General features: G+C 72.9%; 17 protein-coding genes. 7 read left to right on the forward strand and 10 right to left on the reverse strand.

Annotated features, from left to right (window positions below):
- On the forward strand, positions 1 to 225 hold the full coding sequence (locus IRX98_RS16180) for a hypothetical protein (protein WP_224278515.1): 225 nt from the start codon (positions 1 to 3) through the stop codon (positions 223 to 225).
- Here the strand turns inward: IRX98_RS16180 and IRX98_RS16185 are convergent, their stop codons facing one another.
- On the reverse strand, positions 226 to 810 hold the full coding sequence (locus tag IRX98_RS16185) for a hypothetical protein (protein WP_224278517.1): 585 nt from the start codon (positions 808 to 810) through the stop codon (positions 226 to 228).
- A gap of 77 nt (positions 811 to 887) precedes the next feature.
- On the opposite strand from IRX98_RS16185, the gene IRX98_RS16190 reads away from it, so the two are divergent.
- Positions 888 to 1,172 carry a hypothetical protein gene (locus tag IRX98_RS16190; protein ID WP_224278519.1) on the forward strand — a complete coding sequence of 95 codons (285 nt, stop codon included), beginning with the start codon at positions 888 to 890 and terminating at the stop codon, positions 1,170 to 1,172.
- Positions 1,173 to 1,181: 9 nt separating this feature from the next.
- Here IRX98_RS16190 and panB read toward each other — a convergent pair whose 3' ends face one another.
- From panB to IRX98_RS16230, 8 genes are all read right to left on the reverse strand, one after another.
- Entirely contained in the window at positions 1,182 to 2,039 is an 858-nt protein-coding gene (panB, locus tag IRX98_RS16195; protein WP_224278522.1) for a 3-methyl-2-oxobutanoate hydroxymethyltransferase, read from the reverse strand.
- Between the two features lie 93 nt (positions 2,040 to 2,132).
- Positions 2,133 to 2,675 carry a hypothetical protein gene (locus IRX98_RS16200; protein WP_224278524.1) on the reverse strand — a complete coding sequence of 181 codons (543 nt, stop codon included), beginning with the start codon at positions 2,673 to 2,675 and terminating at the stop codon, positions 2,133 to 2,135.
- A complete protein-coding gene (locus IRX98_RS16205; protein WP_224278526.1) occupies positions 2,672 to 3,835 on the reverse strand; it encodes a PQQ-dependent sugar dehydrogenase in 1,164 nt (387 codons plus the stop codon). The genes IRX98_RS16200 and IRX98_RS16205 overlap by 4 nt, the downstream gene beginning before the upstream one ends.
- 28 nt (positions 3,836 to 3,863) lie before the next feature.
- Positions 3,864 to 5,825, reverse strand: a complete 1,962-nt coding sequence (locus tag IRX98_RS16210; protein ID WP_224278529.1) for an alpha/beta hydrolase — start codon at positions 5,823 to 5,825, stop codon at positions 3,864 to 3,866.
- Positions 5,822 to 6,118, reverse strand: coding sequence for a hypothetical protein (locus IRX98_RS16215; protein WP_224278531.1), 297 nt, complete (start codon positions 6,116 to 6,118; stop codon positions 5,822 to 5,824). The genes IRX98_RS16210 and IRX98_RS16215 overlap by 4 nt, the downstream gene beginning before the upstream one ends.
- Positions 6,115 to 6,609 (reverse strand): hypothetical protein, encoded by a 495-nt coding sequence (locus tag IRX98_RS16220; RefSeq protein ID WP_224278533.1) that lies wholly within the window; start codon positions 6,607 to 6,609, stop codon positions 6,115 to 6,117. The genes IRX98_RS16215 and IRX98_RS16220 overlap by 4 nt, the downstream gene beginning before the upstream one ends.
- A gap of 84 nt (positions 6,610 to 6,693) precedes the next feature.
- Positions 6,694 to 7,209: a hypothetical protein gene (locus tag IRX98_RS16225; RefSeq protein ID WP_224278534.1), complete on the reverse strand. Its 516-nt coding sequence runs from the start codon at positions 7,207 to 7,209 to the stop codon at positions 6,694 to 6,696.
- 9 nt (positions 7,210 to 7,218) lie between these two features.
- Positions 7,219 to 8,100 (reverse strand): GNAT family N-acetyltransferase, encoded by an 882-nt coding sequence (locus tag IRX98_RS16230; RefSeq protein WP_224278535.1) that lies wholly within the window; start codon positions 8,098 to 8,100, stop codon positions 7,219 to 7,221.
- Between the two features lie 85 nt (positions 8,101 to 8,185).
- Here IRX98_RS16230 and IRX98_RS16235 point away from each other — a divergent pair, with 85 nt between their 5' ends.
- From IRX98_RS16235 to IRX98_RS16255, 5 genes are all read left to right on the forward strand, one after another.
- Positions 8,186 to 8,671: a SigE family RNA polymerase sigma factor gene (locus tag IRX98_RS16235; protein ID WP_224278536.1), complete on the forward strand. Its 486-nt coding sequence runs from the start codon at positions 8,186 to 8,188 to the stop codon at positions 8,669 to 8,671.
- Positions 8,668 to 9,900 carry a hypothetical protein gene (locus tag IRX98_RS16240; protein WP_224278537.1) on the forward strand — a complete coding sequence of 411 codons (1,233 nt, stop codon included), beginning with the start codon at positions 8,668 to 8,670 and terminating at the stop codon, positions 9,898 to 9,900. Before IRX98_RS16235 ends, IRX98_RS16240 begins: the two co-directional genes overlap by 4 nt.
- A 140-nt stretch (positions 9,901 to 10,040) precedes the next feature.
- Complete coding sequence (locus tag IRX98_RS16245; RefSeq protein WP_224278538.1) at positions 10,041 to 12,083, forward strand: NAD(+) synthase; 2,043 nt, start codon at positions 10,041 to 10,043, stop codon at positions 12,081 to 12,083.
- 178 nt (positions 12,084 to 12,261) lie between these two features.
- Entirely contained in the window at positions 12,262 to 12,648 is a 387-nt protein-coding gene (locus IRX98_RS16250; protein ID WP_224278539.1) for a hypothetical protein, read from the forward strand.
- 49 nt (positions 12,649 to 12,697) lie between these two features.
- On the forward strand, positions 12,698 to 13,072 hold the full coding sequence (locus IRX98_RS16255) for a hypothetical protein (RefSeq protein ID WP_224278540.1): 375 nt from the start codon (positions 12,698 to 12,700) through the stop codon (positions 13,070 to 13,072).
- Between the two features lie 29 nt (positions 13,073 to 13,101).
- Here IRX98_RS16255 and IRX98_RS16260 read toward each other — a convergent pair whose 3' ends face one another.
- A complete protein-coding gene (locus tag IRX98_RS16260; protein ID WP_224278542.1) occupies positions 13,102 to 14,400 on the reverse strand; it encodes a sensor histidine kinase in 1,299 nt (432 codons plus the stop codon).

Raw genomic sequence — 14,400 nt, forward strand, 5'->3', positions numbered from 1 at the left:
ATGACCGAGAACGAATACTGGTTCTGCCTGAAGCACCACACGGTCGAGGGCACCGACGGTTGCAAGAACGCCGACCGCCTCGGTCCCTACGCCTCCTCCGAGGAGGCGTCGCGCGCCCTGGAGAAGGTGCAGGAGCGCAACGAGGCGTGGGACAACGACCCCGACTGGAACGACTCCGGCCCGGGCTCCGGCGACGGCCTCACCGACGGCACGCCGGACAGCTGATCACTTCTTCTTCTTGGCCTTCCCCGCCTTGACGGGGTTGGCGGACTGAGCGAGGTCGGCGGCGGCCCGGACGCTCTTGAGCGCCCGCTTGGTGTTCTTGTCCAGCGTCCGGGTGAGGTCCGAGATGGCCGCTTCGTACTGGGCGCTGACGCGTGCCGCGGTCTCGGCCGCGACCCGCTCGGCGGTCTCCTGGGCGACCCGCTGCACCAGCGCAGCCGTGCCGACAGCCTGGGCGCCGACGTCGACCGCCCGCTCGGTCGCGGACTTCCGGAGGGACGTCGTGGCGGGGCCGGGCGGCGCGGTGCGGGTGGGGGTCGTGCGCTTGACCCGCGCGCTGCTGGCCGGCGTCTTCCTGGTGGCGGCCTTCTTGGCGGGGGTCTTCTTGGCGGGGGCCTTCTTCGCGGAGGTCCTCTTGGCGGAGGTCTTCTTCGTCGCAGACGTGGTGCTCGTGGCCGCCTTCTTCGCGGGAGCCTTCTGGGCGGCGGCCTTCTTCGCGGGCGCCTTCTTGGCGGTGGTCTTCTTCGCCGGCGCCTTCTTCGCCGGCGCCTGGCCGGAGGCGGTGCTCTCGTTCGGGCTCTCGCTCATGGAAGGCTCCTTGCATCGTCGGTGGACACCCGATCCTTCCGTGCCACGCGGACGTTGTCACCGGCTAACGTGTCGCCGTGCCCACGCCCACCGTCCGCGAGCCGATCTCGCCGTGGCCCGTCGCGGGCCTCGTGGGGATGGCCTGCATCGCCTTCCTCGTGGCCGTGACCGTCGGCCCGCTCGGCGTCCCGTGGTGGGCTGTCCTCGGCCTCGCCGTGGTGTGGCTGGTCGCCCTCGTGCAGTCGCTGCGGTGGTTCACCCGGCGACCGCGGACCGTCGTGCTGCTGCCGGTCCTGGTCGCGCTGGTGTGGTTCGCCACGATCGTGGCCGGCTCGCGCTACCTCGACTGGCTCAACGCCTGAGGAGTCCGGTCAGAACGTGTGCTCGGGGCCCGGGAAGGTGCCGCCGCGGACGTCGTCGGCGTACGCCCGGGCTGCCTCGAGCAGCACCCCGTGGACGTCGGCGTACTGCTTGACGAAGCGCGCCATCCGGCCTGTGCGCAGGCCGAAGGCGTCCTGCCAGACCAGCACCTGGCCGTCGCACCCGGCACCGGCGCCGATGCCGATGGTGGGGATGGTCAGCTCCTTGCTGATCCGCTCGGCCACGTCGCCGGGCACCATCTCCATCACGACGGCGAAGGCACCGGCCTCCTGCACGGCACGGGCGTCGGCGATGACCCGGTCGCTGGCCTCGCCTCGCCCTTGGACGCGGTAGCCGCCGAGCGTGTGCTCGCTCTGGGGCGTGAAGCCGATGTGGGCCATGACGGGGATCCCGCCGCGCGTGCACTTCTCGATGACCGGTGCCATCTCGGCGCCACCCTCGAGCTTGACGCAGTGGGCGCCGGCCTCCTTCATGAAGCGGACCGCGGTGAGGTAGCCCTGCTCGGGGGAGGCCTGGTAGCTGCCGAACGGCAGGTCGCCGACGACCATCGCGCGCCTCGTCGAGCGGGCCACGGCGCGGGTGAGCGGCAGCAGCTCGTCGACGGTGACGGGCAGCGAGGTCTCGTTGCCGAAGACGTTGTTGGAGGCCGAGTCGCCCACGAGGAGCAGGTCGATGCCGGCCTCGTCGAAGGTGGCAGCGGTGTACATGTCGTACGCCGTCAGCATCGTGATCTTCTCGCCGCGCTCCTTCATCTCCCGCAGGTGGTGGGTGCGCACGCGCTTCACCGGTGCGGGTGGGGCGGCGGGGCCGGAGCCGTAGGGGGCGGTCTCCTCGGACGGTGTCGTCATCGTTCGCTCCTCGTCATCTCGCAGCTCCCCGGTGGAGTCCACGGACCAGGATCAGGCTAGTCCCGACCGACGGGTACGACGCTGTGTCGGCGCTCACACGCCGTCGAGCGGGCCGCCCTCGTCGTCCTCGACGCGCTCGAGGTCGTCTCCGTCGTAGTCGGCGCACGTCGACCGCACCGTCACCGTCCAGGCGCCCTCGCCGCGTGCGGGTGTCGGCTGGACGTCGACCTCGGTGTCGCCGCGCGTGACGGTGACGTGGCCGTCGACCTGCGCCGCGTCGACGTAGCCCGCACCCGTGAGCGCCGAGCGGACGTCGCGGAGCTGCGTCGGGGTGTCACCGCCAGGTGCGGAGAGGGTCGCGAACGCCTCGTGGCGCCAGCTGATCGCCATGCAGCTCTCCCACTGGCGGCTGGCGCGCACGACGTCGGCGCCGAGCGCCTCCGCAACGAGGGGGACCGCATCCTGGGCGCGCTCGGTTGTCGTCGACTCGACCTCGTCGACCGACGCCCCGGCGCCGCCCGCGCCGCCCGAGCTCCCGCCGCCGCACGCGGCGAGCAGGCTGACCAGGGCGAGGAGGAGCACGGTGGTGCGCAGGTGACCCACCGCGATGCTCACGGCCACCCCGGGGCCCCTCATCGTGGCGAGACCCTCAGCACCCGGTCGCCCGTCCCGTTGTCGGTCGTGAGCAGCAGGTCGCCGTCGCGGGCGGAGGTGATCGAGCGCAGCCGGCCGAATCGGGCCAGCGCCGGGGGGCGAGCGACCGACACCAGGTCGCCACGGGCGTCGAACCTGAGGAACAGCACCTCGGATCCCTTGAGCGCGGCGACAGCGAGTGTGCCCTCCAAGCGGCCCCACTGCGTGCCGCGGACCCACGCCGCCCCCGACGTGGCGATGGTCGGGGTGCCCGAGGACCAGACGGCGTCCTGCTGCTCGCCGGGGAGGGACTGGTCGGTCATCGGCACCGACTCGTCGTAGCCGGGGACGGGGTTCCAGCCGTAGTCGCCCCCGGGCACGAGTCGGTTGACCTCGTCGTCGCGGAAGCTGCCGTGCTCGACCGACCACAGCGAGCCGTCGGCACGTTCCGCGAGCCCCTGCACGTTGCGGTGGCCGTAGGTCCAGACGTAGCGCCGGCTGCCCGTGGCTCCGGCGAACGGGTTGTCGGCCATGGGCGTCCCGGTGCGCCGGTTGATCCGCAGCACCTTGCCGCCGAAGGAATCCAGGTCGCGCGGGTTGCTGCCGACCGCGGCGTCGCCGGTGCCGACCACGAGCCCGGGACCCCGGCGCTCGAGGAGCAGGCGGCACCCTCCGTGGCGACCGCTCGTGGCGGGGAGGCCCGAGAGCATCGTCCGCCGCCCGGACAGGGAGCGCCAGCGCCTGTCGACGCGCCATCGGGTGACGCGCACCTCGGGCCCGGAGCGGGTGGTGGCGCCGTGGCACGCCCACACCTGCCGGCGGTCGCGATCGACCGCGAGGGAGAGCAGGCCGGTCTCTCCGGAGACCCAGACCAGCCGGGAGAGATCGGCGAGCGTGCGGCGCTTGCCGTTGCGTACGACGCTGATGCGGGCGCGGTCACGTTCGGAGACGACCAGTCGCCCGCCCGCCGCCTGCTGCACGTCCCACGGGTGCTCGAGGCCACGGACGACCGTACGCACCCGCAGTGCAGGTGCCTCGGCACGCGTCGCGGGTGGCGCCCCGGGGCCCGGGTCGGCGATCGACGGCGGGCCGGCGGTCAGCAGGCCGGCAGCGAGCGCGCAGACGGAGAGAGACAGCGTGGTGGTGCGCAGATGGAGGTGCACCCTCGTCACGCTACGCATCGGCACGCGGTCACGGCCAGTGGTCCGGCCAGGCGTCGCTGAACCGGCGTCCGAGGTCCTCCGCGCCCGAGCGGACCCCGTCCACGACCTGGCCCGCTCCGTCGACGACACGCCCGGCGCCGTCGACCACGGTGTCGCGCACGTCCTCCAACGGCTCGACGACGTAGTCCTCGACGGCCTGCTGTGCCTGATAGGCGGCCTCGCTCTGGGCGAAGTCGTAGAGGCGGTCGTGGGCGGGGGTGTCGCGTCCCGCCACCAGGTCGACCTGGTCGTCGCGGTCGATGACGACGTTGGTGATGTTGTCCAGCGATGCCGTGCCGCTGTCGAGGTAGCTGGTGTGCCGGTCGAGGATCGCCGCGCCGTCCTGCAGGTGCCACGGCGTGTCGGTGCCGTCGGAGGAGACGTCGAACCGATTGGCCCCGAAAGCCTCCTGGCTCGGGTCGTCGCCCAGCCCGAGGTTGCCCAGGTGGACCGTGTCGCCGCCGAGGTTGACCGGCACGTCGATGGAGATCTCGCCGCCCAGCCAGGTGACGAAGTCGTTCTCGCGGGAGCCGACGTAGACCTCGCCCTCCGGGGCGTTCAGGCCGGAGACGTCGTGCACCCCGCCGCCCGCGCCAGGGCTGCCGATGAGCACCAGGGAGTCCTCGTCGAGGCCGTCGGCGGCGGCGTGCGCCGCGGTGGTCGAGCCGTAGCTGTGCCCGATGACGGTGAGGTGGGACTGCCCGGTGGGACTGTCGCCGTCGTAGGTGGCCCGCAGGCCGTCGACGAAGTCGCTGAGCAGGTGACCGCCGTTCTCGGCGAGGCCCTCCTGCGTCACTCCGGCGATGTCCGCGAGCTCGTTGGTGATTCCCTCGGCGGCGCTGGGGGCGTCGTAGCCCATCCAGGCGATCGCGGCGATGTCCTCGCCCTTGCTCTGCGCGTCGAGGAACAGGTTGAGCGCGTCCTGGCCCTGCGAGTCCATCTTGGTCATGTCGTTGGTGAGGCCGGGGACGATCACGGCCGTGTCGTCGGCGGTGTCGGGGTCGCCGTAGCTGACGGCAGCGGCCCCGTCGCCGTCGAAGGCGTGGGGGAGGTAGAGCAGCAGGTTGGTGTCGATGGGGGCGCCGACGTGGGCGGGTGGCTGGCCAAGGGCCAGCGCGTCGCGGGTGGCGGTGACCCGGTCGAGCCAGGCCTGCTCCTCGGCGGTGAGGGTGCCGTCCGCCTGGCGCTGGCGGAGGTAGTCCTCGTCGCGGTCGAGCATCCCGCGGTTGGCCTCGTCGCGGTCGCCGGTGGGGATGCCGTTGGTGTTGCCGACCAGCTCGGGAAAGGCGATCGAGAGAGCCGCGCGCTGGGCGGCGCTGAGGGAGAGCCACCAGTCGTTGACCGACTGCGGGTCGCCCTGGGCAGCGAGCTGACGCCGCAGGCCGTCGACGTCCACCCGGCCGGGGGCGTCGCGAGCATCGCGCCCCTCCTCGCGGGTGTCGACCGACGCCAGGACGGCGATCACACGGTCCTCGTCGGCGCGCACCCGCTCGAGCCAGGCCTCGCGATCGGCCACGATGCGGTCGTGGCGACGGGTGAGGGAAGCAGCCTCGTGCTGGAGCTCGTCGGCCTGGTCGGCCGGGGCGCCGTCGGCACGCGACCACAGCGACGCGCGATCGCGGTTGTAGTCGGCGCGGTCGCCGTCGAGCCGGTCGTGCTCGGTGCGGCGGGTTGTCATCTGGTCGAGGTAGACCTCGACCGCGGTGAGGGCCTTCTCCAGGGCCGCGACCGCGGCGTCAGCCCGGTTGCTGAGGGAGGTCATGGCGTGACCCGCCGCGTCGGCGGCGTTGCCGGTCCAGCCGGCGGGAGCGCCGTGGGCCGACATCCAGGAGGTCACGTCGGAGGTGGCGATCGCGGCGGCGCGCAGGTCGGTGGCGACGGCGGAGGCAGAGGGGCGTACGTCGGGCTCGGGCCACTCCGCGATCGGTGCGGGAACCTGGATGGTGGTCATCGGTCAGCCCACGGCACGAGGTCGCGCAGGTCGGTGGACGCCTGCTGGTCGGTGAGGAGGAAGTCGAGCCGGACCGCCGACAGGGCCTGCGCGTGACTGATGGCTGCCTGCTCCATCGCGTCGATCTCGGTGCGCCAGGTCTCCACGAAGCGGCTGGCCGCTGCGGCGACGCGCGGGCCCAGCTCGGCGACCTCGGCCTGGGTGAGGTTGCGGCTCGCGGAGTGGAGCACGTCGGCCTGCTCGTCCCAGTCGCGGGCGGCCTTGACGATCACGGAGTAGGGGATCTCGGTCATGGCCGCGCGTCCTCCGACCACGCGGAGTCCGCCACGGGTCGCGAGGTGAGGACCAGGTCGACCCCGCCCTCGACGACGTGGGCGGTCAGGCGGTGGCCGTCACGGTGCGCCTCGAGCGTGGGCCGGTCCTCGCGCTCCAGCGGCGCCGCCCGCCAGCCCAGGTCGAGGAGTGCCTGGCCCACACGCCGCAGCTCAGGGACCTCCCGCCCGGGCGCGGCGAAGGAGGTCGCCACGACGAGGTGCTGCTGCGCGGCCTCCTCGTGGTGCTTCCAGAACCGGACGCCGGCGGGGAGGTCGGTGCCCAGGGAGACGCCGAGCACGCGCAGTGCCTCGCGCGCGTCGTCGGCCACCGCCTCCGGGTCGCCGCTCCACGCGTCGGGCTCGGCCGGTCGCAGCTGCGTGGGCGGGAGCAGGACGACGTCGACGTCGGGGTGACGCTCGCGCAGGACCCGGAAGAACGGGTCGGTGGCGGTGGGATCAGGGCGGGCCATGAACCGAGGATGCCCTCTCAGCGGCGGCGGAAACCTCTGTTGAACGGGCGATGGAGGACGCGTCCCGACGTGCGCGGGCGTGCGTCAGAAGTCGCCGGTGAGGTCGTCGGTCCCGCTGCCGCCGCGGACCGCGTCGGCGTCCTCCTCGGAGTAGGAGACGCACGGGGTCGTGATCTGGACGCGCCACTCCACGCCGTCCTCGGAGCGCCGCTGGCGCTGGACGTAGAGGCTGACGCCGTTCCTCTCCGCCTTGACGCCGACCTCGTTGGCAGAGGTGCCGAGCGTCCAGCCCGAGCGGGCGAGCTCGTCGGAGACGGCGTCGACACCGGCCGCCCACGTGTCGGCTCCGGCGATGACCCCGCCGTTGATCGTGTACTCGAAGCTGTTGCGCCCCAGTCGACAGCTCATGTGCGACCCACCGAAGCTGTGATCCGTGGGGGCGAGGGCCGCGGTGATCCCGGGGCGGGCCGCCTCCAGCGCCTCTTTGCCGAGTCGCGCCTGGGACGCCGGGTCGGACGTGTCCCCGCCGGCTCCGCCACCGGAGGAGGCGCTGCACGCGCTGAGGACGAGGAGTGCGACGACGCAGCCGAGAATCCGCATGCCCAGAGCCTAGGCCCATCGCGTCTCGCGGGAGAGTTGGACGCCGACGCGCGTGGTGGCGTAGCCCAGGCGGGTGTTGAGCGTCCGCATCGCTGCGTTGCCGTCCTGGGTCCAGGTGTAGACCTCGGTGACGCCGTGGTCGGCCGCCCACGCGAGTGTGCGCTGCTTCAGGTGGACCGCGAGACCGCGCCCGCGCCAGTCGCCGCGGACAGCGGTGAGCGAGTTCTCCGCCCGCGACGGGGTGTCGGAGTCGAGGCCGAGGCCCGCGCAACCGACGACCTCGCCGTCGTGGACCGCGAGGAACATCGGGTCGCCCAGCCAGTCGCGCTTCCACCGCTCGAGGCTGACGTCGAGGGGCGTGTCCACGGCGAAGCCGGCGAGCGCCTCGCGGCCGAACCGCTCGAAGCAGGCACCCCACAGCTCTGGGCGCTCCCGGGCGGTGACCACCTCGACCCCCTCGGGCAGCGGCGCGACGTCGGGCGGTGCGGTGACGACGTACGTCTGCTCGACCTCGCGGTTGACCTCGACGAAGCCGAAGCGGTGTGCGAAGGCCAGCGCACCGTCGTCGTCCGCCGTGCCGCGCACCGTGTCCAGGCCGAGTCCCGCGACGTGCGCGGTGAGGCGCTCGAGCAGCGCGGTGCCGACTCCCCGGCGGCGGTGCTCCGGCAGGACCCGGGGGATGACCGACCCGGCCCCGGTGCTGTCCGAGCGCTGGGCGAGCCCGTGACCCACGACCGTGCGGTCGTCGCGAGCAAGGAGCAGCAGCCGCTCGGGGGTGTCGCCGGCGCGCAGCTCGGCGACCGACTGGGTCCGCTCGTAGGGGATGACCGCGATCCGCACCCGCCGCCAGTGCTCGTAGTCCTCGTCGGAGGTGCAGGGGGTGATCTCCATGCAGCCCACGGTGACGCACGTCGGGCAGGTCGTGCCAACCATTTGGCCATCTCGTGCAGTTGAGTGTGCAGACGAGGGGGAACGGGTGGACGAGCAGGGCTTCACGGACTGGGCGGTCGGGCGGCAGCGCCAGCTGCTGCGATCGGCCTACCTGCTCACCGGCGACCTGCACCGCGCCGAGGACCTCGTGCAGGAGGCACTCACCAAGGTGGCGCTGCGCTGGTCGCGGCTCGCCGACGGCAACCCGACGGGGTACGCCCTGCGGATCATCGCCCGCGACAACATCTCGTGGTGGCGGCGCCGGCGGGACGTGCCGACGGAGTCGGTGCACGACACGGGGACGAGCGACGAGCCGGAGGTCGCGATTGTCGTACGCCGGGCGCTGGCGCGGCTGACGCCGTCGCAGCGGGCCGTCCTGGTGCTGCGGCACCTCGAGGACCTGACCGAGTGCGAGACCGCCGACGTCCTCGGGGTCTCACTCGGGACCGTCAAGAGCCAGAACGCCGCAGCCCTGGCGCGGTTGCGCACCGGCGCACCCGAGCTGCTCAGCCTGATCGGGAGGACGCCGTGAACGACCTGGACCAGCTGTTCCGCGAGGCGACCGACCACGTGCGCTCGCCGGACCTCGTGGGCGGCGCGCTCGCGTCGGCCCACCGGCGTCGCGTGCGGCGTACGGCCGTGGGGGCGCTCGCCGCTGTCGTGCTGATGGGAGGGGGTGCGGCGTGGGTCTTGCAGGACCCGACCCCGAGGGCCGGAGTGGTGGACACGCCGGAGCCGACGCCGAGCCCGACGGCCACGCCGTCGGCCGTGGGGACCGACGAGGCGAAGATGGGAACCCAGCCACTCTGGGATCCGTTCACCGTCGTCGATTCGCCCGGCGGCCCCACGGTCCTGCCCGAGGTCCTCGCGCCGCCGGCGGACGCTCCCTCGGTCCTCGACGCGGCGATCCCGGCCGCGGTGGTCGCCTGGCCCGAGGAGGACCGGCCGATCATGCTGCTCTCTCCGCTGGGGGACTGGCGCTCCATCCCCGGCACGGAGTCGATCGCACCGTCCTCCCTGCGAGATGTCGCCTCGCCGGCGATCTCCAGCGACGGAAGGCTGGTGACCTTCGCGGCCGAGGCCGGGCTCTGGGTCGTGGACGTCGTCGCGGGGGAGCAGCGTCTCCTGCCGTGGCCCGAGCAGGTCGCCGAGGCGTGGGACACCCCACCGGGAGTGCGCTGGATGCCTGGTGACGAGGCAGTGCTGGTCATGCACTGGAACACTCCGTGGGTGATGGGCCTCGACGGCAGCGACGTCTCCGCCGCCTACCTCGGCCAGTACGCCGGGGGGATCGCGATCGATCCGGATGGCCCGTTGCTGGAGCGGCGGTTCCGGACCGGGACGCTCGTGGAGTGGCGCGACGGCGAGGTCGTACGACGGGTCGACGACGGCGGCATCGCCTGGGGTGAGCGCGCGGTGGCCGGGAGCGGGCTGTTCGCGATCACGGGCGGCCTCGGCGGAGGCGCCTTCGCCGGGCCGATCGTCATCGACGCGACCACCGGTGCGCGGGTGGCGTACGCCCCGATCCGGGATGAGGACTCGGTCTACAGCGACAACGGGCACCTCACGGCCATGGGCTTCCTGGACGAGGAGACGGTGCTGCTGCTGGTGACGCCGATGGACTTCCGCACGATGCAGGCAGGGGACGCCAGGACGCACCTGGTGGTGTGGGACTTCACGACCGGTGACTTCGAGCTCCTCGCCAGTGGTGGCCCGGGCATGCGATCCATCGCGGTGGCGCCGGACCTGCTGGACGACTGACGCATCCGGCGGCTGACGCTGGCTCTGGGGAACGGTCGGGCTGTCGAGCGGGCCCCGTGACGACCCGGCAGTTCCCCGTGCCAGTCGGCCGACCACCCGCGCGGGCGAACGAAGCCGCGCCGGTTCCCTAGAGTGAGCGCGTGGACTTCTACTCGGCCTACGCCCAGGGCTTCGCGCGCGTCGCGGCGGTCACGCTGCCGGTGCACCTGGCCGACCCCGCCGCCAACGCCGCCGAGGTCATCGAGCAGGCGCGCGCCTGCCACGACGACCACGTGGCGGTCGCGGTCTTCCCCGAGCTGTGCCTGACCGGCTACAGCGTCGACGACCTGTTCCTCCAGGACACGCTGCTCGAGGGTGTCCAGGAGGCGGTCGCCGCGATCGTGGCGGCGAGCGCCGACCTGATGACGGCCCTCGTGATCGGCGCGCCGGTCGTGCAGGGCAACCGGGTCTACAACTGCGCGATCGTGGTCCACCGCGGCTCCGTCCTCGGGGTCGCGCCGAAGTCCTACCTGCCCAACTACCGCGAGTTCTACGAGCGGCGCTGGTTCGCCCCCGGCGACGACCGCGAGCTGGAGTGGGTCACCGTCGCCGGCCAGGACGTGCGGTTCGGGCCCGACCTGATCTTCCGGTGCCTCGACGTCCCCGGCCTCGACCTCCACGTCGAGGTCTGCGAGGACATGTGGGTGCCGGTGCCCCCGAGCGCGGAGGCCGCGCTGGCCGGGGCGACGGTGCTGGCCAACCTCAGCGGGTCGCCCATCACGGTCGCCCGCGCCGAGGACCGCCGGCTGCTGGTGCGCAGCGCGAGCGCGCGGTGCTCGGCGGCGTACGTCTATGCCGCGGCGGGGCAGGGCGAGTCGACCACCGACCTCAGCTGGGACGGCCAGACGCTGGTCTACGAGTGCGGCGACCTGCTCGGCGAGGGCGAGCGCTTCCCCGACGGGCCGCGCCGCACGGTCGTCGACGTCGACCTCGACCGGCTGCGCCAGGAGCGGCTGCGGCAGGGCTCCTTCGACGACAACCGGCGCACCCACCACGAGCGGACCGACCGGTTCCGCACGGTCGAGTGGGAGCTGGAGCCGCCGACCGGCGACATCGGCCTGCTGCGCAAGGTCGATCGCTACCCCTTCGTGCCCGACGACCCCGAGCGGCTCGCGCTGGACTGCTACGAGGCCTACAACATCCAGGTCTCCGGGCTCGAGCAGCGCCTCGCCGCGATCGGCACGCCGAAGGCGGTGATCGGCGTCAGCGGCGGGCTCGACTCCACGCACGCGCTGATCGTGGCGTGCAAGGCGATGGACCGGCTCGGGCGCCCGCGCAGCGACGTGCTCGCCTTCACGATGCCCGGCTTCGCGACCGGCGCGACCACCAAGGCGTACGCCACCCGCCTCTCCGAGGCGCTCGGCGTCACCTTCGAGGAGCTCGACATCCGCCCCGCGGCCGAGCAGATGCTCAAGGACATGGGCCACCCCTACGCCGAGGGCGAGAAGGTCTACGACATCACCTTCGAGAACGTGCAGGCAGGCCTGCGCTACGACTACCTCTTCAGGCTCGCCAACCAGCGCGGCGGGATCGTCGTCGGCACCGGTGACCTGTCGGAGCTGGCGCTCGGCTGGTGCACCTACGGCGTCGGCGACCAGATGTCGCACTACACCGTCAACGCCGGCGTGCCGAAGACGCTCGTGCAGCACCTCATCCGCTGGGTGATCAGCCACGGGGAGTTCGAGGAGGCCGCCAACGACGTGCTCGCCGAGATCCTCCAGCAGGAGATCACCCCGGAGCTGATCCCGGTCGAGGAGGGCAAGAAGCCCCAGGCCACCGAGGACTCGGTGGGGCCCTACAACCTCCAGGACTTCACGCTGGCGCACGTCGTGCGCCACGGCTACCGACCGCGCAAGATCGCCTTCCTGGCCTGGCACGCGTGGAAGGACGTCGACGCGGGGGAGTGGCCGCCCGGGTTCCCCGACGATGCGCGGGTGGCGTACTCGCTCTCCGACGTGCGGGCGTGGCTCGAGGTCTTCGTCCGGCGGTTCTTCGCCAACCAGTTCAAGCGCTCGGCGCTGCCCAACGGGCCGAAGGTGAGCGCGATCGGGACGATGAGCCCGCGCGGGGACTGGCGGATGCCGAGCGACGCCAAGGGAACGGCCTGGCTGGCCGAGATCGAGCGGGACGTGCCTGCCTCCTGAGGTGCGAGCGGTGAGTGAGACACGTTCTGCGCGCTCAAGAACCTGTCTCACGCACCGCTCCCGGGAGGCCCCCGAGGCCTTTGCCTGCCCTTAGCAACCGGCTGGAGCGGGGTTAGGCCCACTGCCGCGAACCTTCTGGTCATGGCGCCACACCGGCGCCGGACGACGAGGAGGAACCGTGAACAAGAAGGCAGTCATCGGCAGCGGCATCGCGGCGGCAGTGGTCGTGGGCGGGCTCGGGACCTGGTGGGCGGTCGAGGCGTCGGTCGAGGCCCAGACCAGCGAGCGCGGCACCTGCGGTGGCGCCACGTGGGAGCTCAGCGCCGAGGCCGAGGACGGCGGCACCGAGGTCAGCGCCGAGCTGCAGTCGTCGGCCCCCGGCGAGGCCTGGCAGGTCGAGCTGATGCGCGGTGACACCTCGCTCCTCACCGGCGAGCGCACCACCGACGAGGACGGCGAGATCGACGTCGACGCCTTCAGCGACGGCAACCCCGGCGATGCGACGTACGCCGTCACCTTCACGCCCGCCGACGGCGAGCCCTGCACGGCCACCCTCGGTTCCTGATCCAGCCGTCCGCACCACCCCCACACCGACACCACCAGGAGACACCCCCATGAAGAAGACGCTCATCGCCACCACCGCCCTGCTCGCGACCGCCGGCACCACCGCACTGGTCGCCGCTCCCGCCCACGCCGACGTCGAGCGCCGCGGGACCTGCGCCGGGGCGACGTACGAGCTCAACGTCGACCGCGAGCGCGGTGGTTTCGAGGTCGACGCCGACATCGACAACGCCCGCGTGGGCAGCGAGTGGCGCGTGACCATCCGCCACGACGGCAAGGTCGCCACCTCGCGGGTCCTGCGCGCCGACAACGAGGGCGAGCTCGACCTCGACACCTTCCAGCGCAACACCGCGGGCAAGGACGTCTTCAAGCTGACGGTGACCCCGGCCGGTGGCGCGTCCTGCTCCACGAAGGTCACCCTGCGCTGAGCGATCCCCTCGACCGGCGAGAGCCCGGGTCAGGCCGTCCGCAACGTGACGGCGACCCGGGCTCCTCCCATGTCCGAGGTGCCCGTGGCCAGCGCACCGCCGGCGTCCTCCGCGGTCCGCGCGGCGATCGACAGCCCGAGACCGGTGGAGCCGGCACCGCTGGCGCCGCGTCCGGTGGCGTCGAGCCCGGGCGGCAGTCCCGGACCGGCGTCCTCGACGACCAGGTCCACGCGGTCGTCCGAGGCGGTGAGCGTGATGCGTACGGCGTCGGTGTCGGCGGTGTGGGAGAAGACGTTGTCCAGCAGGACGTCGACGAGCGCCTCGAGGTCGGCCCGGCTGGCCCGCAGCAGCGGCCCGGTCGAAGCGAGGTCGACCTCCCACGGACGTCCGAGGTCCTCGGCCAGCGGCGCCCAGTGGCGTACGCGCTCAGCGATCACCGCAACGGCGTCGGTGCGGGGGTCGAGGCCCTCGCGCTCGGAGCGGCGCGCCTCGCGGACGATCTCGTCGACCGTGGCCTCGAGGGAGTCGAGGTCGCCGGCCAGCCGGTCGCGCAGGTCGGGGTCGGCGACGGTCTCCACCCGCAGCCGCAGCGCGGTGACCGGGGTGCGGAGGCGGTGGGAGAGGTCGGCGACGCCTTCGCGCTCCCGGGCCAGGAGCAGCTGGATGCGGCCGACCAGGCGGTCCACCGCACCTGCCAGCTCCTGCACCTCGGGCGGTCCGTCGACGGCAGCCATCGGAGCGGTCGCGCCGGGGCGACCCAGGGTCTGGGTGTGCTCCGCGAGGCGGCGGATCGGCTGGACGAAGGAGCGCCCGAGCCGGTCCACCACGACGAGCGAGCCGGCCAGCAGCGCGAGGGCCAGTCCCGCGAGCAGGCCCCACGCGACGCCGACGACCGAGTCGAGGCCCGGCTCGTCGACCACGACCCGGATCACGGGGGTCTGCGACGGGAGGCCGGAGTTGCCGCCGCGCGAGACCGGCACGAGGATCTGCGACCCGCCGGGGACGTCGTCGACGCGGGCGCGACCGGTGTTGCGGGCGTCGAGGACCAGCTCGTCCTGCCCGCGGTCGGGCCCGATCTCGAGACCGTCGGGGTAGAGCACGGTGACCCGGGTGTGCCTCTCTGCGTCGTTGAGCCGGTCGACGTACTGCCCGACGGCGCCGGCGTCCTGCCCGGACACCACCGTCTCGACGGCCTGCACCTCCAGCGCCGCCCGCGCGAGCCGGTCCTCCAGCGCGTAGCTGCGCACGAGGATGGCCATCGGCACGAGCATCGCCAGCAGCACCATCGAGATGGCCGCTGCCGCGGTCACCAGGAGGCTGCGGCGCAC

The sequence above is a fragment of the Nocardioides lacusdianchii genome, assembly GCF_020102855.1.
Lineage (GTDB): Bacteria > Actinomycetota > Actinomycetes > Propionibacteriales > Nocardioidaceae > Nocardioides > Nocardioides lacusdianchii.